We start from the raw sequence: 25,927 nt of genomic DNA on the forward strand, positions 1-25,927 counted from the left end.
ATGCAGACTGTACGTAACCATTCCGTCAAAAACTATTACTGAACGGGTCGAAACTGTCCGATAATGGCTGCTGACTCTGGTTGTAAAGTAGACACGGTTATCGACAAGTACGGGTTGGCGTCGGCGGACCCGGTATACGATTCGCTTGACGACGGCCTGCTTGCGCGGTGGACGGGTGCGGACGACCGAACCACAATGGGGTATCGGTCACTGACAGCGTGGTTCAACAAACGGCTCCTCAAACGAGTCTACACTGAACACGGCCGTGAATCCCTCGATACCCGTATAGATAGCGACTACGAAACGTTGCGAGGCGATGACGACCTACGGCGGGACGAACTCATCGAGCGGCTGCAGGCCGTTGGAATTCCCGGTGGAACACTCCGAGATGACATGGTTTCGTGGGGCACAATGCGAACCCACCTCAACGACTGTTTGGACGGTCGAAAGGAGCCACAGAAGGCGACGACTAACTGGGAGCGTGAGAGCGTCGCAACGGCCAAAACCGTCGTCGAACGGAAGGCCGAAACAGCACTGTCCTCGCTGGCGAAGAAAGGCGATATCGACGGCGGCGACGCCGCGGAGATTGAAGCCCAGATCCAGCTCGGGTGCCCTGACTGTCCCACTCGTGTCCCGTTTGACGTAGCACTTCAACGTGGGTACGTCTGCAAGCAACATCGGAGCCCGCAACTCCCGTCACACAACTCATGACTTGGACCCTCGAAATCAAACGGATCGCTGGGATCCTGGATGGCTCGTCGACACTGGAGCCGGGCGTGAACATCGTCCGTGGTTCGAACTGGCAGGGGAAGTCGAGCTTCATCGAAGCTATCAAAGCGGCGCTCGGTGTCTCTACCGAACTGACTGAAGGGGCTGACAGCGGGACGGTACATCTCGAAACCCCGAGCGGAGTGTATGACGTGACGCTCACCCGTGAGAACGGTGTTGTTTCCCAGCAGGGCCAGCCATACCTCACCGACGAGTATGACGTTATCCGTGCTGGGCTGTTTGCGTGTCTGGATGAGCGGAATGCCGTCCGTCGCGCTGTTCGGGCGGGGGAAAACCTCGAAGACGTACTGTTGCGTCCACTCGACTTCCAGAATATCGATGCACAGATCGAGACATTACAGCGGGAGCGCGAACAGATCGAAACAGAACTGTCGCAGGCGCGCGAGGCGAAAAAGCGGCTCCCGACCGTTCAAGAGAAAGTGACACGGCTGGAAACTGAAATCGAGGAACTACAGGCCAAACGTGAGACAATCGACAACCAGACGAGTAGTGCCGACAGTTCGGAGTCGGTTCGCCGCCAGCTCAGCCAGGCTCGGTCCGAGCAGAACCAGGCTCGGAACCGTATCGACAGACTCGAACAGAGTATCGAGCGGACGGAACAGCGACTCTCGGAACGGCGCGCTGATCTCGATGCACTCGAAATCCCGGAGTACACTGATATCGAGGAGCGACTCGCGGACGCGCGCGAGAATCTTTCGCAAGTAGAACGGGACGTTGAGGTGCTCCAGTCCGTGTACTCCGCCACTGAGATGGTCCTCAGCGAGAACCGACTGGACTTGCTTACTGACGTAGAGCGCGATATCGACGGGGATACCGTCGCCTGCTGGACCTGTGGCAGCGAGACCACACGGGCGGACGTAGCGGACCAGCTGAACGCGCTGGGGGACGAACTCACGGCGCGTCGCGCACAGAAGGAGACCTACCGCGATACCGTTGAGGAACTGGAAACACAGCGCGAGGAGATAAGCCAGGCGCGCCGTCGCAAAGGCGACTTAGAGGAGGAAATCGCTGATCTGGAGGCGACGCTAGCAGACCGGGAACAGAGCCTCGAAGCGGCCAGAAACAGGCTCGAACAGGCCCAGGCGGAGGTTGAACGACTGTCCGACCGTGTCGATGAGACGGTGGCGGAACTGTCGGATGTCGAAAGCGAAATCAAGTATCGCGAGGCCGAACTGGAGGAGACGGCCGACGAACTGGCACAACTGGAAACGAGGGCCGCCCGTGTCGAGGCCTTAGAAAGCGACCTCGAATCGGTTCGTGACGATCTCACGGAACTCCGGAGCCGTAAAGACCGAACCAAACGCGAGGCACGGGAGGCGTTTGATGCGGCGATGCAGGACATCCTTGCTCGGTTCGGGACCGGGTTTGAAACGGCCCGGCTCACCCCGGAATTCGATATCGTCGTGGCTCGGGACGGCCAGGAAGCGAGCCTGGATGCGCTTAGCGAGGGTGAACTCGAACTCATCGGCTTCGTGGCAGCGTTGGCCGGCCGACAGTCCTTCGACGTTGACGAGACTGCCCCACTCATGCTGGTCGACGGCCTGGGGGGGCTTGATGATGACAACCTCCACACCCTTATCGAGTATTTACAGCAAGGAACCGAGTACTTGGTGTTTACTGCGTATCCGGAATACACGGCCTTCGATGGGCACGAAATCGATCCAACAGAGTGGCACGTCGCAAACGAGAAACAGGCCTCGGCTGACTGATCCCGTCAGCTGTCTCTCTTTCAAGATATTTGCTGTGACGAAATGCTTCACAGACGGACAGTCGACAGTCTGACCCTCTCCCCGACCGAGTTAATGATTTGGCGGTTCTCTCTGCCCTGCGTTATCCATTTATTACTGCTTGTTGAGAGTGTGGTAGGTGTATTTTTACTTCTAGGGGCATTATACAAAAATCCTATTAGTATTAGCTCCATCTCTAGCTCAAATGGCGACTATTAGGGTTAAAGACTGGACGAAAACGGAATTAGAGAAAATACGGAATGAGGAATCACACTCATCACACGATTCGGTCATCAAATCGCTGTTGAAAGACCGCAAACTCGCGAAGTACGCGGACGGTTCTCCCGAGGCTGTACCGGACGAGACCGGCCAGTCACGGGGTTCCGAAGTCGACAAGACGTTTGAGGACTTGACTGTGCTGGCCGAAGTGACTGACGTGGACAACGACGTGTTGTTCCTGTGGTGTCCGAACTGCGGGAACGAACTCGTCCATCTGACTGTCGAGCGCCCGCTTGGCCTGTCCGTGTTCGAAATGGAATGTCAGCGCTGTCTCACCCATCTCGACCGCCACGCTATCGTCGCTATCGAACTGCGATATCCCATCGAGCAGAAGATGGTCGAGGGACGCCTGCAAGCGGACCTCAAAGACTGTGTTATCGACTACTGGGACCGGACGCTGGCGGCGGCCGCCGATGGCACGCTCGAAACTGAGACCGCTGTCGACCGGCTCGTGTGGCAGTTCGACCAATATCAAAAGCAGTTCACCTGGGACTGGCCCTCTGATGTGCCGGTTGTCAGCATCGCGCCCGGTGTCACGTACCGCAACACCGTTACTGATGACCGAATCGAAATCGTCGAACCTGTCACCGAAAACCGGAACGCACTGGATTCGTATGCAATCAACCGCTGTACTGCGGACGGTGATGTGGTATCGGACCAGATGGACAGCAGTACGATTGTCGACCGGATCGTCAACCGTGAACTGGTCGTCACCGAGCAGTCCGTAGACACGACCAGCCCCGCGAAGTGAGGAGTTTCGTTGCCGTTCAATCTGTTTTGTCGCCGATTAAATCAGGGTTCTCTCGGATACGACTCGGTGAAGTCTGTTGTGCGTCACCGGGGACACTCCAACAGTGTTTCGTACACCATGCACCCAGACCATTGTTTTACGAATAGACAATTATCTCGCAAAAACTCATCCTATCTAGAATCTATAGCTTTGCAATTCATATGACTTCGATAGATTCACCGAGAAAAACTTTATATAACTAAATGTAATATATAAGGTGTATCGAGGCTACCAAAGACACTCATGACGTTTGTCGACAACAGTTATACGACACCAGTGGACTACTTCCTATCATGACTAGGCTGGTTGGATGCATGCGTTCCGGTAGTCGCATCTCTAAGGTACATCGCGGTTGGCGCGGGAGGGAACTGCTGTGAGTAAAGCAACGCATCCCCACACGCTCAAACTCCCCCGCGAGGACAACGGATTAGCCACGTCGAAAGCAGCGACCAGGCGGATCCAGGGGATCCTCCCGGCGTTTTTAGAGAACAAGATCATCGAGGCGGAGGCAAACGGGCTGGTTGTCCCGCTCGATGGCAGTGTCGAATCGACTGTCGCGGCGGCGCTGGCCGTCGACGGGATCGGGGCTGATTACGTGACTGGACTGGTGATGCCGGTCCAACTGAACGACGAAGCGCCTGCCCGGACGGCCGAAACCGTCGCGTCGCTGCTTGACATCGAATGTCATCGCCTTCAGCTACAGCCCGTGCTGACGGCGTTCCAGCGGGTCGTCGGCGACGCCGGTGAGCCGACTGACGACCTCATGGCGATGCAAAACGCCAGCGAGCGCTTCCGGATGGCGTGTAAATACTACGTCGCAAACACCAGAAACGAGCTGGTCGTGGGAACAGTCCCCCGGACGGATCGGCTGCTTGGCTCCGTTGCGAAATACGGCGAAAACGGTGTGGACCTGTCGCTGTTCGGTGACCTCTACCGGACCGAGATCGAGGCGCTGGCCGATGCCCTCGCTGTCCCTTCGGAGATACTCGACCACTCCCCCCATCCGATCAAGCACACGAGCGCAACTGATGCGGCGGAACTGGGCGTCGATCAGACGGACCTCGACAGCATCCTCCACTTTGCGATTGACAGGGACTATTCCGCACCTGAGGTCGCCGACCGAGTCGATGTCGAGCAATCCGTTGTCGAGCGAGCGATTCGGTGGTGTGCCCAGACGCGGCACAAACGACACACGCCGCCGAAACCCTCGATGGATCACTGAGCCAGCGTTCTGTGAGCAAAGCAGTTAACAGCCTCACTCCGGGAGACTCACATCCATGGATGCTGACCCCCAGGAGATAATCGACGCCGGCGACAGGCTGCTGGCGGAGTATCCGGAGTTGTTTACAGAGCAGTACGAGACCAACACTCGCTTGGTGCAACGACTCGTCGGCGTGGACTCGTTTCGCATCCGAACCCGGCTCACTGGATACATTACACGGAAAAAGCGGACGGGGAACGGCACCCAACGGTGACGCCACCTCGACGCACACGGGCCACACGGCGTGGCACATGTGTGTTGTGGGGTCTCATCACGTCGGCGGTCGGCCCGGCATGGGGACCTTCTTTATGCTGAGACCGTTTTGCAGGACGTATGTTACTCACTGGGACTGTCGTTGCGGATTCCGAGACTGTCCTGCCGGACGGGGCGGTTGCAGTCGACGGAGACCGCATCACGGCTGTGGGTTCCCGTGCCGACCTCGAAGCACAGTACGCCGACCACGAACACCAGTCCTACGATGTGTTGTTGCCGGGACTCGTCGGCGGTCACATCCACTCAGTGCAGAGTCTCGGCCGCGGTATCGCCGACGACACGGAACTGCTCGACTGGCTGTTCGACTACATCCTCCCGATGGAGGCCTCCCTGACGGCAGAGGAGATGGAGGTCGCGGCGAAACTGGGCTATCTGGAGATGATCGAGAGCGGAACCACGACCTGTATTGACCACCTCTCAGTTGCCCACGCGGACCGCGCCTTCGAAGCGGCCGGCGAAATCGGTATCCGCGGCGTGCTCGGCAAGGTGTTGATGGACCAGCGCTCGCCCGAGGGGCTGCTGGAGGACACGCAGGCTGGACTGGACGAATCAGAACGGCTGATTCAGGAGTACCACCAGTCCTACAACGGCCGAATCCGGTACGCCGTCACGCCCCGCTTTGCCGTCTCCTGTAGCGAGGCCTGTCTTCGCGGCGCACGCGAACTCGCTGACAAATACGACGGTGTTCGCATCCACACCCACGCCAGTGAGAACCAGAGCGAGATCGAGACCGTCAAAGAAGACACCGGCATGCGCAATATCCACTGGCTCGACGAGGTGGGCCTCACCGGCGAGGACGTGGTGCTGGCCCACTGTGTCTGGACCGACGAGAGCGAGCGCGAAGTCCTCGCCGAGACGGGAACGCACGTCACTCACTGCCCGTCCTCGAACATGAAACTCGCCAGCGGTATCGCGCCGGTCTGGGACTACCGCGACCGCGGTATCAACGTCGCCATCGGCAACGACGGGCCGCCCTGTAACAACACGCTCGATGCCTTCACCGAGATGCGACAGGCGAGTCTCCTCCAGAAGGTCGACCAGTTGGACCCGACGGTAACTCCGGCGAGCGAGATATTCGAGATGGCGACGCGCAACGGCGCGAAAGCCGCTGGCTTCGAGAAGCTCGGGGCGATTCGGGAGGGCTGGCGTGCCGACATCGTCGGTCTGGATACGGACCTCACGCGGGCGACGCCGCTGCACGACGTACTCTCACATCTGGTGTTTGCGGCCCACGGCGACGATGTTCGCTTTACGATGGTCGACGGCAACGTCCTCATGGAACACGGCGAGGTAACCACCATCGACGCCGATGCTGTCCGCTCTCAGGCTTCGAGGATGGGCCTGGAGATGGACCTCGAAGCGGAACGCAGGTCCGCCCAGGAACAGAAACCCTGACACAATGTGTGTTTTCCTGAACAAGCCACTGGCCTCAGCCCAGTCGCCTCCGCACCCGTGACGCGAGCCAGTCGCTCGTGATGACCAGCCCGAACACGGCGAGGATAGCAGTCAGGAGTTTCCCGTACTGCAGCCGCTGGATCGTGATGACGAGGTAGTATCCGATGCCGCCCGCGCCGACGAACCCGAGGACAGCGGCCGACCGAATGGTACACTCCCAGCGGTACAGCGTGTACGAGGCAATCGTGGGCGTCACCTGCGGGACCATCCCGTGACAGACCGCCTGGAGCCGTGTCGCGCCGCTCCCGGCGACCGCCTCGGTCGTCCTCGGATCCGTGTCTTCGAGGAAATCGGCGTACAACTTCCCCAGGACACCGGCGTTGTGGACCGCCAGCGCGAGAACGCCAGCAAAGGGACCGAGACCGATAGCGGTGACGAACAGGAATCCCCAGACAATTCCGGGGACGGACCGCAGGAAGCTCAGTACACTTCTGCTGGCGTGATAGATGCCACGGCCGACGGCGACACGCCAGGACGGGGCGGTGGTGTACAGCGGCCCGCGATGCGTGACGGTGGCAGCACTGGTCAGCCCTAGCGGGACGGCGAACACGACTGCGAGCGTGGTTCCGACGACACTGATCGCCAGTGTCTCGACGACAGCCCACAGCAGTCCATCCCGCAGACCTCGGCCCAGCAGATACTCGCGGCTCGTCTCCGGTGGAAATCCGTCGGCTACGAACGCGACCATCTGCTCACGAGCGCCGGCGGAGAGCAGGGCCATCGGGTCTACTTCGGCGATCCACGCCGCGAGGGCGAAGATGAGACAGCCGGCCAGTAGTGTCGTGAGCTGGCGTTTCGAGAGTCCACCATCACTGTAATCGGCCGCGTTCGGACCACTATATCTCTCAGACATACCACGCGGGGGACGGGGTATCGTTCTCTGCTTTTGGCTGCCTGGCAGCTGTGTCCGGCGTGGACGCGCCTGCTGCAAATAGGGCGTCGAGCTGGTCGTCGCTCACCGCTTTCGGGGTTGTGTCGAATCTGATACGGCCATCGGCGATACCGACGATCCGATCAAAGTGTTCCAGTGCCAGCTCAACCTCATGGAGAGCGGTAACGAGCAGTTCCCCGTCGAGGACAGCGCCGAGTACGTCGATGACGTTCCGGCGAGAACTGGGGTCGAGGTTCGCTGTCGGTTCGTCGGCGAGGACGACTTCGGCATCCTGCATGAGTGCTCGGGCAACGGCGACGCGTTGGCGTTCGCCGGCGCTCAGGGAGTGTACGGGAACGTTGGCCCGTTCCGCCAGCCCAACCGCAGCCAACCGTTCGAGGGCGGGCTCGGGATTTCGCGGCACAATCGGCTCGAGAAACCCACGGACCCAGGACAGCGCGCCGACGCGCCCGCTCAGGACGTTCGACAATGCCGTCCGCCGGTCGACGAGCGTCTCCCCCTGATAGGCAAGCGTTACAGCCGAACCTGTGATCGTGGCCCCGCCGAACGTCACTGTTCCCGTATCGGGTCGCAATGCGCCGGCTGCCAGCCTGAGCAGCGTGGTCTTGCCGGCACCCGACGGGCCGATAACCGCGACCCGCTCACCGGCTTCCAAACTGAGCGACACCTCTCGAAGCGCGAACTCCTCGCCGAACCGCTTGGTCACGCCGTCGAAGACGAGCCGTCGACGCGGTCGCGTCCCCTGCGACTGTGCTGTGGGCGTGTCCCTCATCTGCTTCCTCCCTGTTCGATGCCAGCCATTTCGACGGCGGTCTCTAGCGAGGTGAACGCCTCGTGGCTCACCCCAACGTATCTGTCGACGGCTTGCTGGTCGAGAATGTCTGTTCGGCCCTTTGCATCGAGGCTCGTGAACGCTGCCCGGACGGCATCTGCTGTCGTCGCTTCCAGCGATGGGGCGACGGCCCACGGGTAGTCCGGGAAACCGGGCGTTCGCCAGAGCTCTCGAACCCCTTCGATCACGCCGTCCGCGCGTAATCTATCGTAGATACGGGCGTTTAGCGCTCCGACAACGCCGTCAGTCCGGCTGACTGTTTTCGCCGTTGCGTCGTGAGCACCGACGTGGGTGACCTGTGCGAACGCTTCGGTGTGCAGCTCGTACTCCGTCCGAAGATGGTACGTCGGCATCACCGTCCCGCTGGTCGAGAGCGGGTCGCCGAACACCAGTTCAGTCTCGCTCGCGGTCTCGACCACCTCCGCCATCTCCGTTAGGTCACCGTCCGCCGGAGCGATGAACACGGAGTGCCACTCCGTCTGTCCGTCCTTTGACCCGACGACCACTGGCGTCGCACCGGCCCGGTGATGTGCGAGAACGTATGATACACCCCCGTAGTAGGCGATGTCGACTTGCTCCGCTACCATCGCCTGGACCATCCCGGCGTAATCAGCCGCAGTACGGAGTTCGATTTCGACGCCGAGTTCCTCCGCCAGATACGCCGCAAGCTCCGTGTTCTGTTCGATGGCTGTATCCGGATCGACATCCGGCACGATACCGACGGTCACTGTCGGCGTCGCCGTGCTTCCGAGACAGCCGGCCAGCGAGAGTGCTGCCGCTGTGCCCAGGAACCCGCGCCTCGTGTGCTGCATGTACCCTCCGATGGTGATCCACCAGGCTTGAAACTTGTGTGGGACACATCTCGGGTGGTCCGGAACAGAAACCCTGTGTGACCCCTCACTCGCTCGTTGCGATAGCCTCGATCTCGACACCGACTCCCTTTGGCAGATTTGCGACCTCGACTGCGCTGCGAGCCGGCGGCTCCTCGTCGAAAAAGCCCGCGTACGTGTCGTTCATTGCATCGAAGTCCTCGATATCGTCCAGATAGACAGTCACTTTCAACACGTCGCTCATCTCCACTCCCTCTGCGGCAAGCACCGCCTCGATGTTCGACAGCGCCTGTTCTGCCTGCGTGGAGATCGGTTCGTCGTCTAAAAGTTCGCCGTCGGGTGTCAACGGGATTTGACCCGCGGTGAACACGAGCGATTCATCTATTGTCGCCTGGCTGTACGCGCCGACTGCATCTGGGGCATCAGCCGTGTTGATGGTTCGTTTCATCGGTCGGCTTTCCACCAACAGCGGCTTAAATTCACAGGCCGCTGTGGCGGTCGGAGAACTCCTCAAGGTCGGATTCAGTATCGATATCGCGGTGGATACCAGGGTCCGCCACTTCGATTACTGCCGCCCCGTCGTGGGTTTCGATGAGTTCCCGACCGCCGCGGTCCCCGGAGACGGAGGCGAGCGTCTCGAAGTGGCGGCTGTCGAAAAGCACGGGGTTGCCCCGCTGTCCATCGTGTCCGGGCGCAACGATAGTCGCCGTCCCTGATCGGTAGGTGTCGATCAGCCGCTCGATTGTCCCCGGCCGCACGAACGGCATATCGCCCAGCAGGAACAGGGCTGCGTCCCAGCCGGATTCCTGTGCGTAATCGACGCCGTGGCGCACGGACGTACTCTGCCCTGCCGCGTACTCGTCGTTGTCCCGTTCCTCCAGTGCCAACCCGGCCAGCGTCTCCGCGACAGCCACGCTCTCGTAACCGAGGACGGCGACGGTTTCCGACAGCGACGACTCGCATGCGGTTTCGGCGACGTGCCGGACGACTGCTTTGCCGTCGATGGTCGCAAGCAGTTTGTTGCCAGACTCGTACCGTGAACTCTGCCCAGCGGCAAGGATGACACCGCCGACTGTTGTCCGGTCCGCCGTGTTCATGGCTCACTTCCTCTTGTGCTTATACTGGCTATTTCCCAGAAATCAGTCATTGCTCGCCTCCCGCTCAGGTGTCGCAGTGACGACTTCACAGATGCCTGCCTCGAACGACGTAACAATTCCCCGAGAACACCGCGAAGTCTGCGATAACGCATCGGTGAGTACCGCCTTGGCCGTCTGTCGCCGAGATTCAGTGTCGGCCTTGTTGACAAGCGGTATCACAGTCGCCTCGGATGGAGCGTTCCGCAGGCCTCCGGCAGGATGGGTGAGTACCGTCCCGACAGCCATCGCCGTTATCGTGTCGCCTACGTCGAGGGCGGTGATGGCCGCAACCCGCTCCGGTCGGTGAACCACGTCCGTTGTCAGTGTCTCGCCGACAACAGCGACCGATGCGACCGGGACGACGTGGGTCGCCGTGCTTGGGATGACTGGCTCCCCGCTACCGGGGGCTTTGAACTCCCGCTTGCGTGCGCCGTCGGCCTTGACGAGCAGCCAGTCGAACAGCCCGCTGTCGGCTATCCGGTCGACCACTTCCGGCTCGAAACCGCGAACTTTCCGTTCCACTCGCTCCGGGTCGGCCACACTTTCATGGGCAAAAGCAACCGGTGGCTCCTTGGCTGTGAGATCGGACCGCCATTCGTCAGGACCAGTCAGCACTATCGGCAAGTCAGGTGGTGGCGGCATCGCCGTCGTCGTCGTGTACCCGACTGCGTCGCCGTCGCTGGTCCCTTCGGCGGTCAGTTGGCCCATCGCGGTTTTCTTCCCGCCAGCCCCGACGAGGGCCACAACGGCACTGGAACCCAGCCCCAGCGCGTCAGCCAGGTGCATACGATAGCTCTGCGAAGCACACAAAAATAGCTGCTGGGACAAGCGGTGTGGCGGCGACAGCGTTTTTGTGACCAAATCATACACATTGGGTATGCCTCGCGTAGACGTTCGCGGTGAAATCTGTCCCCGACCGGCGCTCATCGTCCGCCAGGCGCTTGCAGACCTCGACACCGGCGAGATCCTCATTGTTCGGGGGGATTACCCACCAGCCGAAGAGAACCTCCGCCGGATGTGTACCAAGCATGGGATCGACGTGACAGCCACAGAAACCACCGCCGAGGCCGATGAGTTCGAACTCAAACTCCAGGTAACCGAGATGGCATCGTTATCGGAGGCCTGAGCGTGGGACGTGACGCGGAGACTGACGGCGACGACCGGCCGACCCGCCTGACGGAGTACACGGAACTCCACGGGTGTTCCTGCAAGGTCGGGCAAAGCGACCTCGATTCGCTCCTTGACGATGCGGGTCTCTCCGGTAACAGTGACCAACTGCTGTTTGGCATCGGTGCGGACGCCGCTGCACGGCGACTGACCGACGACCTTGCGCTGGTTTCAACGGTGGATTTCTTTACCCCTATCGTCGATGACCCGTACGACTTCGGCCGAATCGCGGCCTGCAACGCCGCCAGCGATGCCTTCGCCACGGGCGCGGTCGAGAATCTCGACTGCCTGGTGGTCCTCGGGCTACCGCGGGAACTGATCGACAGCGCGGCACCGATCCTTGCCGGCATGGCTGACGCGCTGGACGGGATGAACGGCGTTATCGCTGGCGGCCACACCATCATGAGTCCGTGGCCCTTTGCCGGCGGCGCTATCTCGGCGACGGCCCACCCTGAAACCCTGCTCACCGCGCAGGGAGCCAGCCCCGGCGACCACCTCTACCTGACCAAACCGCTCGGGACCCAGCCGGCGATGGGGGCGACCCGCGTGACTGACGAGCAGTTCGTCGCGACGGTTACCGATGCCACTGACCGCCCACTCGACCGGATCGCCTCGGAGGCCGTTGCGTGGATGAGGACGCCGAACCGCGACGCGGCACTCGCGTGCCGCGAGTTCGCTACTGCCGCGACCGACATCACCGGCTTCGGCCTCGCCGGACAGAGCCGTGTGGTGGCTGCCCGCTCGAACGTCAGTATCGAACTGACACACCTTCCGGTCATCGCAGGAACGCCCTCCCTCTCGTCCCTTTTCGGATATGGACTGACTGACGGCGAGAGTGCAGAGACCAGCGGCGGACTGCTCCTCTCTGTCCCGCCGGCTGAGACAGATGCTATCGAATCGGCCCTCGATGAGGCTGGCGTGTTCTATCGGGCTGTCGGGCGCGCCACGGCCGGACGCGGCGTCACTCTTGACGACCCGACTATCGAAGAAGTCAGTCGCTAATGTCGATTAGGAGCGTTCTACTGGAATCGAAGCACCGCCTCCAGCACGCCACCGCCGAGGCAGAGCGCCTTGTCGGAGATTTTTGTCGGGTCGACAGAGTCGCCCCGAGGGTCGACATCGCCGAGTTTCGTCCCTTCGCTGACGCTGAGGCCGCCGTGGACCAGGCCGCGAACGAGGCCGCCGATTTCGGTTTCGACCGGCTGGTCGCCGACGGTACCGACCACGTCGCCGGCTGTGACACTGTCTCCGATGGCGACCGCTGGGTTCCACTCACCGTCCGCGGGGGCACGAAGCACCCGTTCGTGGGTGTAGCCACGGCGCTCGCCGGGCTCGCCGTCGTACTCACTCGCGGTCCCCTCGTAGAACACGCGGCCGAGTTCGTGCCCGCGGTCCGTTTCGACGACGGCGTCCACATCCTCACCAGCCTCGAACCCGGGTCCCATCCCGACTACTACCTCGGCATCTGTTCGGCGCGTGCCGGTGTCGAACTGCCCCTTCGCCATGATGCCGTCGACGAGAACCGCGGCGTCGAGTTCGCTGGCGACGGTCGCGTCGGGGTCAACGAGTACCGGGACGACATCGTCGGCGAGGAGTTCGAGTGCCGCATCGACATCCGAGGCTGCCCGGGCGGTGATTCCCTCGACCGTCACCTCGTCTTCGTACAGCGCCGCACCGAAGGCGACCGCCCGCCGGACGACCGTCGGCTGCTTGACTTCGGTGACGATGACCGGGAAGCCGGCCTGCTGGAGGCGGTAGACCACGCCACTGCCGAGGTCGCCGCCGCCGCGGACCACGACGAGGTTGTCGAGGTTCAGGCGTGCAGCCCGCTCGCCGGTGGCGTCGTGGCGGTCCATGGTGACTTCGGCGAGAATCGAGAGCGCGACGGCGGCCGGCCCGCTCCCACCGAGGTCGAGGCCAACCGGTGTCCGGACCCGACAGAGGTCCCGACGAGCGTAGCCCGCCGCGGCCAGCGAGTCGAGGACATGTTGGGCTTTCGTCTCGCTGGCGACGAGGCCGACATAGCCCGCCTCGCCGTCCAGCGCCGCGGCGACGGCGTCTTGGTCGAAGGTTCCGCTCCGCGTCGCAACGGCTACCGCTGTTTCGCTCCCCATCGGAAGGTCGCCAAGCGCTTCGCCGTAGTCGCCGTGAACCACGTCAGTGTCGTCGGGAAACTGTGCCGGGTCGGCGTAGGCTTCGCGGTCGTCGACCACCGTGACGGCGTAGCCCAGTCGCTCCGCCAGCGGAGCCAGTTCGACGCCGATGTGGCCGCCACCGGCGATGTAGAGCCGCGCCTGCCCGCGAACGTGGTCGATAAACACGTCCATCTCGCCGCCACAGACCATACCCGTGTTGCCGCCGCGTTCGAGTTCGTACGTTCGGACGCCGGGGTCGTCGGCTCCCGAAAGCACCGCTCGGGCGTCCTGTATGGCGAGGTGCTCGACAGTGCCGCCACCGATAGTGCCGTACTCCTCGTCGGCAGTGACGACCATCTTGTCACCCACATCCCGCGGCGCGCTGCCGTCCTTGCGGACGATGGTTAGCAGCGCCGCTGGTTCCCCGCGTGCGGCCAGTTCGTCGAGCCGTTCGAACAGGCTCATACGAAGCTTTTGACCTCCTGTTCGACGATGGCATCGACTACGTCGTCGTAGGATATGCGGTCGATGTCCGGCGGGAGGCCGACCCCGCGAACGTCTACGTCTCTCTCGACCGCCGAAACGGGCGCATCGATATCCGGCGAGAGGTAGACGCCGTCCTGAATGAGGACGACGCGAGCCGCGGGGTCCCCGGCAGCGGTTCGCAGTCCGATCTCGGCCATCGGTTTGTCGATGAGATACAGCATTGTCAGAAGTCCAGTGTTCGGTCGGCCTCGCGGATGCGGGCGGTGACGCGGTCGCCCGACCAGACCGCCACGTCGTCGGCGATTTCGCTCTCGTCGACACCGCGCTCTGCCATCGCCGCGCCGTCCGCGACCATCTGTCCGTCCTGTTCCGCCAAGTCGGCGACGTGCCCGCTCATGTTGAGCGCGTCACGGTCGACAGCCGCCCGAGCGCCGTACACGCCGTCTTCGGTGAACAACACCGTCACGTCGTGCCTCTCAAAGCCGGCTGCGACGCCACGGGCCGCGCGCAGTCCCTCCGGGATGTGGACCCTGCCGTAGGGGGCACGGGTCAGCATCACGACAACGTCTCGCTTCATAGCGAGACCACCCGGTCGGCTTCGCCGATGATGTCCGCGAGGTCCGGGAGCAACCCGACTTCGACGCCCTCGGGGTAGTCGTCGGGGGCGTCGATTCCGCGCGCGTCGACACAGAGCCCACAGCAGATGACTTCTGCACCGTCCGCGATGAGTTCCTGGAACTTCTCGGTCGGCATCTCGTCGTACAGCCCGGTGTCCGAACAGCCGGGAAGCGTCTGATCAGCGACGGGGACGAGCGCGCCGTCGAGGTAGTGGAAGTAACTCACCTCGTGGCCCTGGTCCAGTGCCGTCCGCCCCAGCTCGTAGGCGGTGCGCCAGCGCTCGCTGTCGAAGGGACCGCCTGTCAGCAGAACCCCGATGTACGCCATACTGTCGGGATTTCGGTGAATCGCTCTTAATGGTTTGCCCGACACACGCTTCGGTGTGTCGAATGTGACATTAGTCGGTGGGAAACCGACCGGACGACAACTTACCGTTCACCACCTGCCTGCTCGTCGAGTGCCGCCTTCACGTCGTCCGCGGTAAACGGCAGTTCGGTGAGCCGAACGCCGACGGCGTCGCGGATGGCGTTGCTCAGGGCCGGCGGGACGCCGTTCGTCGGGAGTTCTGCGATGGATTTCGCGCCGAATGGGCCCGTTGGTTCGTGCGTTTCGACGAGGATGGTCTCCATCTCGGGATGGTCCGTCGTCCGTGGCATCCCGTACTGGCGGAACCCAAGCACGTCGGGGTTCCCGTCGTCGTCGAACGAAAGGCCGCCGCTGGTGGCGTATTCGAGGCTCATGTGCTCGCCACCCTCAATCTGCCCCTCCACCAAGGCAGGATTGATGGCGACGCCGCAGTCGGCCGCGAACACCAGTTTGTTCAGGTCGTACTCACCCGTTTCCTCGTTGACCGTCACGTCGACGAACTGTGCCCCGTAGGGCGGGGGACTCTCGTCGGTCGAATGATTGCCGTCCCCGAGGATGTGTTCGCGCTGGTCGTCGCCGTAGGTGGCTTCGTAGCCGATTTCCTCAAGCGACGCGCGGTTCCCGGTCTCCCTGCTGTACACCCTGCCGTCACCGGTATCCAGCACTTCCGGCGGCTCGTCGAGTAGCTTTGCCCCCCACTCCAGTAACCGCTCTTTGGCGTCCTCGGCAGCGTTCTTGACTGCGCGACCGCTGATGTACGTCGTCGAGGAGGCGTAGGCGCCGTAATCGAAGGGGGTCAGGTCCGTGTCGGCGGCGATGACGACGACATCCTCGGGGGGACAGCCAAGCACTTCGGCAGCTATCTGGGAGAACATCGTGTCCGCACCTGTCCCGGTGTCGACGCCGCCGACTTGCAGGTGAAAGCTCCCGTCCTCGTTCATTTTCACCTGCGCCGCGCCGAGTTCCTTGCCCGCGACGCCGCTGCCCTGGGCGATGAGTGCCATCCCGACGCCGCGGTGTAGATGGTCAGCCTCGGGCTGTTCGAGGTCGTCGTAGCCGATTGCTTCCTTTCCGCGCCGGACGCATTCGCGGATGCCACACGAGCGGATTTTCCGAGTGAACCGGTCGCCGTCTTTCAGGATAGCAACGCTCCGGTCGAGGTCACCCTCTCGAACCGCGTTCTGCAGGCGGAACTCGATTGGATCGAGGTCGAGGCGGCGGGCCACCTCATCCATGTGGGACTCGACGGCAAAGTGGCCCTGTGGCGCGCCGTAGCCCCGCATCGCCGCCCCCATCGGGAGATTCGTGTGTACTACATCCCCGGAAAAGCGTACGTTGGGGACCCGAGGATAGAGGGGGAGCGGCTTCGTCCCGACGTTGTTCGCGACGGTCATCCCGTGGGTGCCGTAGGCTCCCGAGTTCGACAGCGTGTCGAGGTCCATCGCCTCGATGTCGCCGTCATCGGTCACGGCGGTCTTCATCCGCATCCGCATCGGGTGGCGAAAGCGCAACGCGGTGAACTCCTCGCGTCTGGTCATCTCCAATTTGACCGGACGGCCGGCTGCCAGGTGGAGCGCGAACGCGATTGGTTCTATCGCCATCTCCTGTTTCGAGCCAAAGCCCGCGCCGATACGCGGCTTTGTCACCCGCACGTCACGGATGGGCACGTCGAACAGGTGGGCGATCTGCCGGCGCGTGTGAAAGGGAACCTGCGTCGACGTGATGAACACGTGCCGGTCGTCCTCGTCCGTGTAGGCGATGGTCGTGTGTGGCTCCGGGACGCAGTGGGACTGGTACGGTGTCTCCCACGTCGTCTCGATAACGCGGGCGTTGTCCCTATCTCCGGCGTTCTCGAACGCGGCGTCCACGTCACCGATTTCTCCCTCGAAGTGCGATTCGAGGTTTCTGCTGTAGTCCGCGCCCGATTGCTTGTTTTCCACCTCATTGGCCTCGAACAGTTGCGGGGCGTCCTCGTCGAAGGCCTCCTCGGGGTCGAACACTGCGTCCAGTTCCCGGTACTCGATATCGACTTTCCGCGCGGCGCGGTCGGCTGTTTCCGGGTCCTCAGCCACGACGGCTGCGACCGGGTCGCCGACGAAACGGACGTGCTCGCGCAGTACTGTCAGGTCCCACGGGCTCGGTTCGGGATAGGACTGGCCCGAACTGGAGTACAGTTTGTCCGGGACCACGTCGTCAAAGGGCGTGATGACGGCGTCTACCCCCTCCAATGCCTCGGCAGCGCTCGTGTCGACTGATTCGACGTGGCCGTGGGCGATGTCGCTGCGAACTACCTTCCCGTGGGCGAGGTCCGGGAACCGGTCGCGGTAGTCCGCTGTGTAGCGAGCCTCGCCCGTGACGATCTTCCGAGCGTCGTCTTTCTCCGCATTCGTCGTGATGTTCTCGCGCTCATCCGGGGCCTTGCGGTCCGGCTCACTGGCCGCGTCGTCCACTGTTCCGCTGGTGGCCGCTTTCTCTTCCTCCGCCCGTGCGCTGTCGGTTCCGTCGTCGAGGTCCGATGCCTTCTCCGAGTCGCTCATGGCTCGCCTCCCGAGCAGTCACACCTGCCGGGCGGACAGCCCGAATCAAGCATTCTACCGTCCGCATCGTCTTGTGGCCCGCCGTCAGTCGCGACCGCGCGTTCACCCTCCAGTCGGTCGGCGGCGTCCAGCACCGCTTCGACGATTTTCTTGTAGCCCGTACACCGACAGAGGTTGTCCGATAGCGCCTCGCGGACCTCCTGTTCTGTCGGGTCGGGGTTCTCGTCCAGCAGTGCTGTCGAGCGCATAATCATCCCCGGGATGCAGAAGCCACACTGTAGCGCGGTGTTGTCCACGAAGGCCTGCTGGACCGGGTGCAGGTCGTCCTGCTCGCCCAGGCCTTCGATTGTCTCGACCGACGCGCCGTCTGCCTTGGCCACCGGCGTCACGCAGGATGTCACCGGTTCGCCGTCGACGTGGACCGTACAGAAGCCACAGGCTCCGGTGTCACACCCCCGCTTTGCCCCGGTGTACCCGTTTGCCCGCAGTACGTCGAGGAGAGAGTCTGCCTTCGACGCCTCGAACGTCTCCGTCTCACCGTTCAGTTCCAGTTCGATTTGCATATGGCTCATCAACTCGCTGGTATGTCCGCTACGTGACGGCCAGACCCCTAAATAGCTATCGCGGACAGCGGCTCGCACACGGGAAGTTGTGGCCTATCAGCCCCCGCGCTCGTCCAGTTTCGCCCGAATCTTCTCGGCAGTAATAGGCATCTCCCGGATTCGGACACCGACGGCGTCTCTGACAGCATTCGACAGCGCCGGCGGCACCGTGTTCGTCGGCACTTCAGCGACCGATTTCGCGCCGAAGGGACCCGTCGGTTCGTGCGTCTCGACAAGTATCGACTCGATGGGCGGCGTCTCAGTCGCCGATGGTAGCCCGTACTCGTCGAAGTCCGATACTTCGGCCCGGCCCTCGTCGTCGAGCGTGATACCCTCGCTGACGGCCATCTCGTAGCTCATATGGTTTGCGCCCTCAATCTGGCCCTCGGCCATACCGGGATTGATGGCGACGCCGCAGTCGACGGCGACGACCAGTTTGTGGACCTCGAACTCACCGGTCTCCTCGTCGACCGTCACGTCGACGAACTGCGCGGCGAAGGGTGGGGGACTCTCCTCGGTGCAATGGGTTCCCTTCCCCAGGATGTGCTCTCGTTCGTCGTCGCCGTAGGCGGCCTCGTACCCGATCTCTTCGAGCGTGACGGAATCACCACTGTTCTCGCTGTACACTGTTCCATCGCCGGTTTCCAGATTCTCGACCGGCTCGTCGAGCAGCTTCGACCCCCAGTCGAGAATCCGCTCCTTGGCGTCCTCGGCGGCCTTCTTGACGGCCATGCCGCTGATGTAGGTCGTCGAGGAGGCGTACGCCCCGTAGTCAAACGGCGTTACGTCGGTATCGGAGGACTTGACGATTATGTCGTCCTCGTCACAGCCAAGCACCTCGGCAGCGATCTGGAGGAACGCCGTGTCAGCGCCGGTCCCGATATCGACGCCGCCGACCTGCAGGTGGAAGCTCCCGTCCTCGTTCATCATTATCTGGGCGGCCCCGAGTTCGTCGCCGGCGACGCCGGTTCCCTGTGCGGACAGCGCCATCCCGATGCCACGATGCAGGTGGTCCGCGTCGGGCTGTTCGAGGTCGTCGTACCCGATTGCTTCCTTTCCGCGCTCGATGCACTCGGAGAGGCCACACGAGCGGATACGTCGGTTCGCCCCCTCGCCACCCATCATTCCCGCAATCTCGTCGAGGTCGCCGACTTCCATGTGGTGTCGCCGTCGGAATTCGATGGGGTCGAGACCGAGATCGCGGGCCACCTCGTCGAGATGGCCTTCCAGCGCGAGTGTCCCCTGTGGCGCGCCGTAGCCCCGCATCGCGCCGGTCTGTGGCGTGTTCGTGTGGACGATGTCGGCCTCGAAGTGGACGTTCGGGACCTTCGAGTACAGCGGCAGGGGCTTGCTCCCGACGTTGCCCGCGACGGTCATGCCGTGGCTCCCGTACGCGCCGGTGTTCGACAGCGCGTAGATGTCGATGGCCTCGATGTCGCCGTCGTCGGTCACGGCCGTTCTGGTCCGGACTTTCATCGGATGCCGCGAGCGCATCGCGTAGAACTCCTCTTGCCGGCTGGCTTCGTACAGTACCGGGCGGTCGGTGGCCAGCGACAACGCGAGGGGAATCGGCTCGACGACCATCGCCTGTTTGCCGCCGAACCCGCCGCCGACCCGCGGTTTCGTCACCCGGATGTCGCGGATGGGAATGTCGAACAGATGGGCGAGCTGGCGGCGCGTGTGGTTCGGGACCTGCGTACTGGTGATGAGGACGTGGCGGTCGTCCTCGTTCGTGTACGCCAGCGCAGTGTGTTTCTCCACGTTGGCGTGGGACTGCCGGATCGTCTCCCACTCGGTCTCGTGGACGTGGGCGTCGCCGTCCAGCGCCGCGTCTACGTCTCCGAGTTCTCCTTCGATATGGGCCATCCGGTTGCGGTTGTAGTCGTGGCCGACGATTTCGTTTTCGACCTCATCGTCCTCGAACAGTTGCGGCGCGTCCGAATCGAAGGCCGCCTCGGGGTCCGTGACGTAGTCGTCCTCCTCGTAGGACACCTCAATAGCCTCGACGGCGGCGTTCGCAGTCGCTCGGTCTTCGGCTGCGACAGCGGCAACCGGGTCGCCGATGTAGCGGACGTGCTCGTTCAGCACGTGCATGTCCCACGGGCTCGGTTCGGGGTAGGACTGCCCGGCGCTGGTGTATTTCGCGTCCGGGACCGCGTCAGATTCGGGTGTCAAGACCGCTTCGACGCCATCCATTGCTTCGGCCGTGCTCGTGTCGATGTCGGTCACGCGACCGTGTGGGATTTCGCTTCGGACGACCGCCGCGTACGCCAGGTCGGGATATCGTTCCTCGTAATCGGCGGTGTATTTCGCTTGTCCGGTGACGAGCTTTCGGTCGTCATACTTCTCCGCCCGGTGGGAGACGCTGTCGCGTTCGTCGGGGGCCTTGTCGTTGTTCTCGGGTTCGTCCCATTCGAGCGGGTGCTCCTCGGACCGCTCGTCTTCGACGGGGTCTGACTGTGAGGCCGTGCCGCCATCCGGTTTGGCCGGCTCGTCGTCCTCACTCATCGCAGCCACCTCCACAGCAGCCGGCTGACTCGCCTGGTTGGGGCGGCCCACTGGCCGGCTGGCCGCCGTCCGCGGCGACCGACTGCTCTCCTCGCATCCGACCCGCTGCGTCAAGAACGGCTTCGACCGGCTTCTGATAGCCGGTACAGCGACAGACGTTGTCGGAAAGCGCTTCCCGGACTTCTCGCTCGCTCGGGTCTGGGTTCGAATCCAGTAGCGCGACCGCCTGAATGATCATTCCCGGAATGCAGAACCCACACTGGACGGCGAAGTTGTCGACGAAGGCCTGCTGGACCGGGTGCAGGTCGTCCTGTGTTCCGAGCGCTGCGACGGTCCTGATTTCGCTCCCGTCGGCCTCCCTCGGGGCCATCCCACAGGCCATGCGTACTTCGCCGTCGACGAACACCTTCGACGCGCCACAGGTTCCGCCGTCACAGCCGCATTTCACGCCGATGTAGCCGTGCTGTCTCAATACCGTCGCCAGGTCGTCGGCCGACCCGGCTTCGACTGTCGTCCTTTCGCCGTTGATGGTGAGTTCGATGTCCACAGAGATACCTCCAGTATTCGGCATGCGGTACGAACACACGCCTGTTAGTGACCAACTGTGGAACAGCGTTGCATATATGTATGGTTCACAGGTTTCCGAAAGCGGTGTTGGCACACAGTGTTATTGACCCGTGGGACACACTGGCTGGGAGACGACAGATGCCGCAACTGGACAGATGGCCGCAACTGCGACAGATGTGTGGCGTGTGCCACATTTGTGGCTCGGTCACTGTCCCATTTTCCGGCCGCTCACTCGTTGGCCTTCTTTCGGACTGCGTTTAGCAGCACCTCAGTTCCCGTGACGATGTCGTCCCACTCGGTGAACTCGCTCTCTCGGTGGCTGATCCCGTCGACACTCGGAACGAAAATCATGCTCGTCGGAGCTATCTTGTTGAGGTAGTTCGCGTCGTGGCCCGCACCGCTGACAAGCCGCGTGTACTCACAGCCGACCGTCTCGGCGGCCGCGACAACCGTGTCGATGCAGTCCTGGTCGAACGGGTCCGCATCGACTCGCATGATTTCCTCGATTTCGTACTCAAGTCCCTCGCGTTCGGCCGCATGGGCGACCTCCGCTCTGATCTGGTCGACGGCCGCGTCGACGACTGCGTCGTCGTACGAGCGGAAATCGAGCGTGAACTCAACGCGTTCGGGGATGACGTTGATGGCGTTTGGCCACACGTCGACGCTCCCGACCGTGCCGACGAGGTCCGTTCCCTCAGTCGCCGTGATACGCCTGACTGCACGGGTCACGTCCGCCGTGGCGACGAAGGCGTCGTGGCGCATGTCCATCGGCGTCGGGCCAGCGTGGTTGGCCTGCCCCTCGAAGGTGACGTTCAGCCAGGAAAAGCCGAATACGCCCTCGACAGCGGCGACGGGGATGTCCTGCTGTTCGAGAAACGGCCCCTGCTCGACGTGCATCTCGAAGTAGCAGTGGATTTCGTCTGCTTCACAGGGGGTCTCACCCTTGTAGCCGATGCGTTCGAGTTCCTCGCCGAAGCGCTTGCCGTCCTTGTCTTCGCGCTCGTACGCGTAGTCGAGATCGAAGATATCACAGTAGACACCGCTACCGAGCATATCCGGCTGAAAGCGCACGCCTTCCTCGTTGCTCCAGGCGACGACCTCCAGCGGGCGTTCGGTCGTCACGTCGGCGTCGTTGAACGCCTCGATAACCTCCAGCGCGCCGAGGACGCCGATAACGCCGTCGTATCGCCCGCCGTTGTACTGGCTGTCGATGTGTGACCCGAACAGGACCGGCGCGGCGTCGCCTTCAGTGCCGTCCCGTCGACCGAAGATGTTGCCCATCGTGTCGATGCGGACCTCCAGCCCGGCGTCGCGGAACCACTCGACGAGCGTGTCGCGGGCTTCCTTGTTCGCGTCGGAGAGACTCGGTCTGTTCACGCCGCCTCGTTCTGTCGCGCCGATCTCGTTGAACGCATCGAAGCGCCGTCTGAATCGCTCGCTGTCGAGACTGACGGATGGCATTGGGTAGCTGTTCCGCGGTGGTGTCTTGAAGATTGTGTCGGGGGAGCGCCACACAGGCTGACAGACACGTGTGCCACGCGCTCGCCCGCCGTCACACACGGGTGAGACCACCGAAAAAGCCAAACGACCGTTCCGCGAGTCGGCAGACATGACCGAGCCGAGTGCCGCGTCTATCGCGTTCCGAGATGCGCGGGTGCTGGACGGGAGCGGTCGCCCTCCGTTCACTGCGAGCGTGCGTGTCGCCGACGGTCGAATCGACGCTATCAGCGACGCCCCGCTCGACGCCGACCGCGTCGTCGACCTCGACGGGTCGTATCTCGCGCCGGGGTTCATCGATATGCATGCCCATTCGGAGCTCCGACTGTTCGAACACCCCGGAGCTGCGGAGAAACTGACCCAGGGGATCACGACGGAAGTCCTCGGACAGGACGGAGTGAGTGTCGCGCCGGTTCCGGCCACCCTCACAGACGAGTGGGAAGAGCGGGTCAAGTCCCTCGACGGCTCACTCGATGAAACTTGGCCGTGGCACACGGTTGATGGGTATCTTTCGGCGCTCGAAGCCGCTGCCCCGGCCGTCAACTGCGCGTACTACGCCCCACACGGCAACATCAGATCGATGCTGGCCGGGTTCGAGGACCGCCCGCTCAGTGAGGAACACGTCGTCGCAGCCGGGCCGGTCACCAGTCAGCGGCTCGCTAGCCCCGGACCAGGCAGCGAAAATCCACCCGGGGAACTGGAAGCGCTCCGTCAGGAGCTCGAAGTCGCGCTGGAAGAGGGGGCCTTCGGCATGTCAAAGGGGATGATCTACCCGCCGAGTTCCTACGCCCGCGACGACGAACTGGTGGCGCTCGCGGACACGCTCGCCAAGCGCGACTCGTTCATGGTTTCGCACGTCTGGAACGAGACGGACCGCGTGGTCGAATCAATCGACCGGTATCTCGACATCTGTCGGCGCGGCGGCTGTCACGCCCACGTCTCACATCTCAAGGTCGGCGGCCAGCAGAACTGGGGGAATTCTGAAGCCGTGCTCGAACTGTTCGACGACGCCACCGAGCGGGGCCAGCGGGTCACCTTCGACCAGTACCCCTACACCGCAGGGTCGACGATGCTGACTGCACTACTGCCGCCGTGGGCGCGCCAGGGCGAGTCGGACGACATACTCGACCGGCTCCGCTCCGAAGACACCCGAGCGCGAATCGTCGACGACATCTCTCAACCGGGCGACTGGGAGAACCTCGCATACGCCGCCGGGACGTGGGACAACATCCTCATTACTCGGACCGGGACCGGCCACTATCAGGGCGAGACAATCGAGGACATCGCCGCTGAGATGGACCGCGGCCCGGTCGACGCGATGTGTGAACTCCTCGTCGCGGAGGACCTGGACGTGACGATGGCCGACTTCGTGATGGCCGAGGAAGACATCGAGCGGTTCCTCGCGGACGACCGCGGAACCTTCTGTACGGACGGTATCTTCGGCGGGAAGCCCCACCCCCGGGCCATCGGGGCATTCGGCCGCATTCTCGAACGGTACGTCCGGGAGCGGGACGTGCTTTCGCCGGAGCTGATGTCGTACAAGGCCGCGGGCAATCCGGCTGATATCCTCGGTCTCAGGGACCGTGGCTACGTACGAGAGGGATATGTCGCGGATCTCGTCGCCTTCGACCTCGATTCGGTGTCGGCGAACGCGACCTACGAGGACCCGTTCCAGTACACTGATGGAATGGCGTACGTGCTTGTCGGCGGTGACATCGCTGTCCGGGACGGCGAGCCGACGGGCGCTCGGAACGGTGCGGTGCTTCGTTCCTACGAGGAGTGGGGTGGTGCGACCCGTCCCGAACTCGACCGCGCTGCTGGCGACTGACCGGTATCGGAACGGAAACTAACGGCAGGACTGGACCGCGCTATTCCGGCACTTCGGCGTCGACTGCGTCGACGAAACTGTTCATCTCCTGGAAGAGGAACTCGTCGCTCTCGCCCTCGAACTCGGACCCGGCCCAGACATCGAGTTCGCCGTTGACGATCTCTTCTTCCGTCTCGGCGACGGTGTCTTTGACCTCTTGTGGGACCTCCGGCCCCCACTCGTCGAGCGCGGGGAGGTTCGTCTCCATACCGCCCCAGAACGCATCGGATTCCCACGTTCCGTCCCGGACTGCGGAGATGGTCGGGTCGTAGACCTCTTCCCAGTTCCACACCGGGGAAATGAGGTAGTTGTCGCCACCGAACTCACCCATCGGTGCGTTGTAGCCGGAGGCCCACACGTCCGCCTCGTTGGCGGCTCTGACGGGCGCTGGCGAGTCTTGTTCCTGGGAAATAACGTCACAGCCCTCGTCAATGAGCGAGTTGGCCGCTTGGCCTGAGGTCTGTGGATCGAACCACGCGTTGACCCACCGGATCTTGAACGTCGCGTCCGGGTTCACCGACCGCGCGCCAAGCGCCATCGCGTTGATCGAGCGAATGACTTCGGGGATCGGGAACGCGGCGACGTAGCCGATGGTGTTGTTCTCGGTGACCATCCCGGCGGCCTGCCCGGCCAGATACCGGGGCTGATAGATCCGACCCATGTACCGCCCCATGTTCTCCCGGGTCCGGTAGCCGGTCGCGTGCTCGAAGTAGGTGTCCGGGTACTGTTCGGCGACGGTGTACATCGGGTCCTGATAGCCGAAGGTCGTCCCGAAGACGATGTCGGCGTCGCCCTGTGCGTACTGCTCGAAGACCCGTTCTGAGTCCTCAGGCGCGACCGCTTCCGTATACTCGGTCTCCAGCCAGTCGTACTTCTCGTCGACTGTCTTTCGCCCTTGGTCGTGTGCATGAGACCACCCGAGGTCACCGACCTCTGAGATGTACACCCAGGCGGCAGTCACCGAGTCCGCCCCGGAGCCGCCAGCGCCGCTGGTCGCGGTGCCGTCAGTCGTGTCGCTGCCGCTACTTTCACCGTCACCACCACTACAGCCGGCGAGTGCGGTTACCCCCGACGCCCCGAGGGCACCCAGTATCTCCCGTCGCGATATCGTTCGGTTCGTATCCACCATTACTGAACTGGGTAGGAATAGCAGAAACTCCTACTTAAGAGATACCATCTTTGATCTTGCAGCGAACAAATATATTCGATTGGAACTGGTCGTATGTCTGGTTCTGAACGCTAGAAAACCACGAAAATCAGCACACAGTCCGAAAGGAACACCAATGCCACAGTGGCTGCGGAAGTTGGGTATC

At 62.8% G+C, this 25,927-nt stretch carries 25 protein-coding genes; 9 read left to right on the forward strand and 16 right to left on the reverse strand.

The genetic code is table 11. The annotated features are described in order from the left end of the window. Positions 1-63: 63 nt before the first annotated feature. From rdfA to Harman_RS15175, 6 genes are all read left to right on the forward strand, one after another. Positions 64-711, forward strand: coding sequence for a rod-determining factor RdfA (rdfA, locus tag Harman_RS15150; RefSeq protein WP_137684622.1), 648 nt, complete (start codon positions 64-66; stop codon positions 709-711). After that, positions 708-2,498, forward strand: a complete 1,791-nt coding sequence (locus Harman_RS15155; RefSeq protein ID WP_137684623.1) for an archaea-specific SMC-related protein — start codon at positions 708-710, stop codon at positions 2,496-2,498. The genes rdfA and Harman_RS15155 overlap by 4 nt, the downstream gene beginning before the upstream one ends. 223 nt (positions 2,499-2,721) lie before the next feature. Continuing rightward, the gene (locus Harman_RS15160) at positions 2,722-3,546 is read left to right on the forward strand and encodes a hypothetical protein (protein ID WP_137684624.1); all 825 of its coding nucleotides are present in this window, start codon (positions 2,722-2,724) and stop codon (positions 3,544-3,546) included. A 412-nt stretch (positions 3,547-3,958) separates the two neighbouring features. After that, positions 3,959-4,807, forward strand: a complete 849-nt coding sequence (gene nadE, locus Harman_RS15165; protein WP_137684625.1) for an NAD(+) synthase — start codon at positions 3,959-3,961, stop codon at positions 4,805-4,807. A gap of 55 nt (positions 4,808-4,862) precedes the next feature. Further along, positions 4,863-5,060, forward strand: coding sequence for a 30S ribosomal protein S17 (locus tag Harman_RS15170; protein ID WP_137684626.1), 198 nt, complete (start codon positions 4,863-4,865; stop codon positions 5,058-5,060). A 119-nt stretch (positions 5,061-5,179) separates the two neighbouring features. Continuing rightward, positions 5,180-6,514 carry a 5'-deoxyadenosine deaminase gene (locus Harman_RS15175; RefSeq protein ID WP_137684627.1) on the forward strand — a complete coding sequence of 445 codons (1,335 nt, stop codon included), beginning with the start codon at positions 5,180-5,182 and terminating at the stop codon, positions 6,512-6,514. Positions 6,515-6,548: 34 nt separating this feature from the next. Here the strand turns inward: Harman_RS15175 and phnE are convergent, their stop codons facing one another. From phnE to yqeC, 6 genes are all read right to left on the reverse strand, one after another. Further along, positions 6,549-7,427: a phosphonate ABC transporter, permease protein PhnE gene (gene phnE / locus Harman_RS15180; RefSeq protein ID WP_137684628.1), complete on the reverse strand. Its 879-nt coding sequence runs from the start codon at positions 7,425-7,427 to the stop codon at positions 6,549-6,551. Beyond that, complete coding sequence (locus Harman_RS15185; protein WP_137684629.1) at positions 7,420-8,238, reverse strand: phosphonate ABC transporter ATP-binding protein; 819 nt, start codon at positions 8,236-8,238, stop codon at positions 7,420-7,422. Before Harman_RS15185 ends, phnE begins: the two co-directional genes overlap by 8 nt. Then, complete coding sequence (phnD, locus tag Harman_RS15190) at positions 8,235-9,110, reverse strand: phosphate/phosphite/phosphonate ABC transporter substrate-binding protein (protein ID WP_137684630.1); 876 nt, start codon at positions 9,108-9,110, stop codon at positions 8,235-8,237. The genes Harman_RS15185 and phnD overlap by 4 nt, the downstream gene beginning before the upstream one ends. Before the next feature lie 85 nt (positions 9,111-9,195). Then, a complete protein-coding gene (locus tag Harman_RS15195; RefSeq protein ID WP_137684631.1) occupies positions 9,196-9,576 on the reverse strand; it encodes a Rid family detoxifying hydrolase in 381 nt (126 codons plus the stop codon). Between the two features lie 31 nt (positions 9,577-9,607). Beyond that, positions 9,608-10,225 carry a nucleotidyltransferase family protein gene (locus Harman_RS15200; RefSeq protein ID WP_137684632.1) on the reverse strand — a complete coding sequence of 206 codons (618 nt, stop codon included), beginning with the start codon at positions 10,223-10,225 and terminating at the stop codon, positions 9,608-9,610. Between the two features lie 42 nt (positions 10,226-10,267). Further along, positions 10,268-11,050, reverse strand: a complete 783-nt coding sequence (gene yqeC / locus Harman_RS15205) for a selenium cofactor biosynthesis protein YqeC (RefSeq protein ID WP_137684633.1) — start codon at positions 11,048-11,050, stop codon at positions 10,268-10,270. Positions 11,051-11,141: 91 nt separating this feature from the next. On the opposite strand from yqeC, the gene Harman_RS15210 reads away from it, so the two are divergent. Together Harman_RS15210 and selD are read left to right on the forward strand one after the other, a co-directional pair. Then, positions 11,142-11,390 carry a sulfurtransferase TusA family protein gene (locus Harman_RS15210; protein WP_137684634.1) on the forward strand — a complete coding sequence of 83 codons (249 nt, stop codon included), beginning with the start codon at positions 11,142-11,144 and terminating at the stop codon, positions 11,388-11,390. A gap of 2 nt (positions 11,391-11,392) precedes the next feature. Next, entirely contained in the window at positions 11,393-12,433 is a 1,041-nt protein-coding gene (selD, locus tag Harman_RS15215) for a selenide, water dikinase SelD (RefSeq protein WP_137684635.1), read from the forward strand. Between the two features lie 17 nt (positions 12,434-12,450). Here selD and yqeB read toward each other — a convergent pair whose 3' ends face one another. The 9 genes from yqeB to Harman_RS15260 form a co-directional block, all read right to left on the reverse strand. Further along, a complete protein-coding gene (gene yqeB, locus Harman_RS15220; RefSeq protein ID WP_137684636.1) occupies positions 12,451-14,031 on the reverse strand; it encodes a selenium-dependent molybdenum cofactor biosynthesis protein YqeB in 1,581 nt (526 codons plus the stop codon). Continuing rightward, positions 14,028-14,273 (reverse strand): hypothetical protein, encoded by a 246-nt coding sequence (locus Harman_RS15225; RefSeq protein ID WP_137684637.1) that lies wholly within the window; start codon positions 14,271-14,273, stop codon positions 14,028-14,030. The genes yqeB and Harman_RS15225 overlap by 4 nt, the downstream gene beginning before the upstream one ends. A 2-nt stretch (positions 14,274-14,275) precedes the next feature. Further along, positions 14,276-14,629, reverse strand: a complete 354-nt coding sequence (locus Harman_RS15230; protein WP_137684638.1) for a DsrE family protein — start codon at positions 14,627-14,629, stop codon at positions 14,276-14,278. Continuing rightward, a complete protein-coding gene (locus Harman_RS15235) occupies positions 14,626-14,997 on the reverse strand; it encodes a DsrE/DsrF/TusD sulfur relay family protein (RefSeq protein WP_137684639.1) in 372 nt (123 codons plus the stop codon). The genes Harman_RS15230 and Harman_RS15235 overlap by 4 nt, the downstream gene beginning before the upstream one ends. A 101-nt stretch (positions 14,998-15,098) precedes the next feature. Beyond that, entirely contained in the window at positions 15,099-17,573 is a 2,475-nt protein-coding gene (locus Harman_RS15240; protein ID WP_137684640.1) for a xanthine dehydrogenase family protein molybdopterin-binding subunit, read from the reverse strand. Next, positions 17,570-18,136 carry a (2Fe-2S)-binding protein gene (locus tag Harman_RS15245; RefSeq protein WP_137684769.1) on the reverse strand — a complete coding sequence of 189 codons (567 nt, stop codon included), beginning with the start codon at positions 18,134-18,136 and terminating at the stop codon, positions 17,570-17,572. Before Harman_RS15245 ends, Harman_RS15240 begins: the two co-directional genes overlap by 4 nt. Positions 18,137-18,232: 96 nt before the next feature. After that, positions 18,233-20,683 carry a xanthine dehydrogenase family protein molybdopterin-binding subunit gene (locus tag Harman_RS15250; RefSeq protein WP_137684641.1) on the reverse strand — a complete coding sequence of 817 codons (2,451 nt, stop codon included), beginning with the start codon at positions 20,681-20,683 and terminating at the stop codon, positions 18,233-18,235. Beyond that, a complete protein-coding gene (locus Harman_RS15255; protein WP_200830909.1) occupies positions 20,676-21,254 on the reverse strand; it encodes a (2Fe-2S)-binding protein in 579 nt (192 codons plus the stop codon). Before Harman_RS15255 ends, Harman_RS15250 begins: the two co-directional genes overlap by 8 nt. Before the next feature lie 224 nt (positions 21,255-21,478). Then, complete coding sequence (locus Harman_RS15260; RefSeq protein ID WP_137684643.1) at positions 21,479-22,711, reverse strand: Zn-dependent hydrolase; 1,233 nt, start codon at positions 22,709-22,711, stop codon at positions 21,479-21,481. A gap of 148 nt (positions 22,712-22,859) precedes the next feature. Here Harman_RS15260 and Harman_RS15265 point away from each other — a divergent pair, with 148 nt between their 5' ends. Further along, positions 22,860-24,575 (forward strand): N-acyl-D-amino-acid deacylase family protein, encoded by a 1,716-nt coding sequence (locus tag Harman_RS15265; RefSeq protein ID WP_137684644.1) that lies wholly within the window; start codon positions 22,860-22,862, stop codon positions 24,573-24,575. 40 nt (positions 24,576-24,615) lie between these two features. On the opposite strand, the gene Harman_RS15270 is transcribed toward Harman_RS15265, so the two are convergent. After that, positions 24,616-25,743, reverse strand: coding sequence for a BMP family ABC transporter substrate-binding protein (locus Harman_RS15270; RefSeq protein WP_137684645.1), 1,128 nt, complete (start codon positions 25,741-25,743; stop codon positions 24,616-24,618). Positions 25,744-25,927 lie beyond the last annotated feature (184 nt).

Origin of the sequence: Haloarcula mannanilytica (assembly GCF_005406125.1) — an archaeon.
Taxonomy (GTDB): Archaea; Halobacteriota; Halobacteria; order Halobacteriales; family Haloarculaceae; genus Haloarcula; species Haloarcula mannanilytica.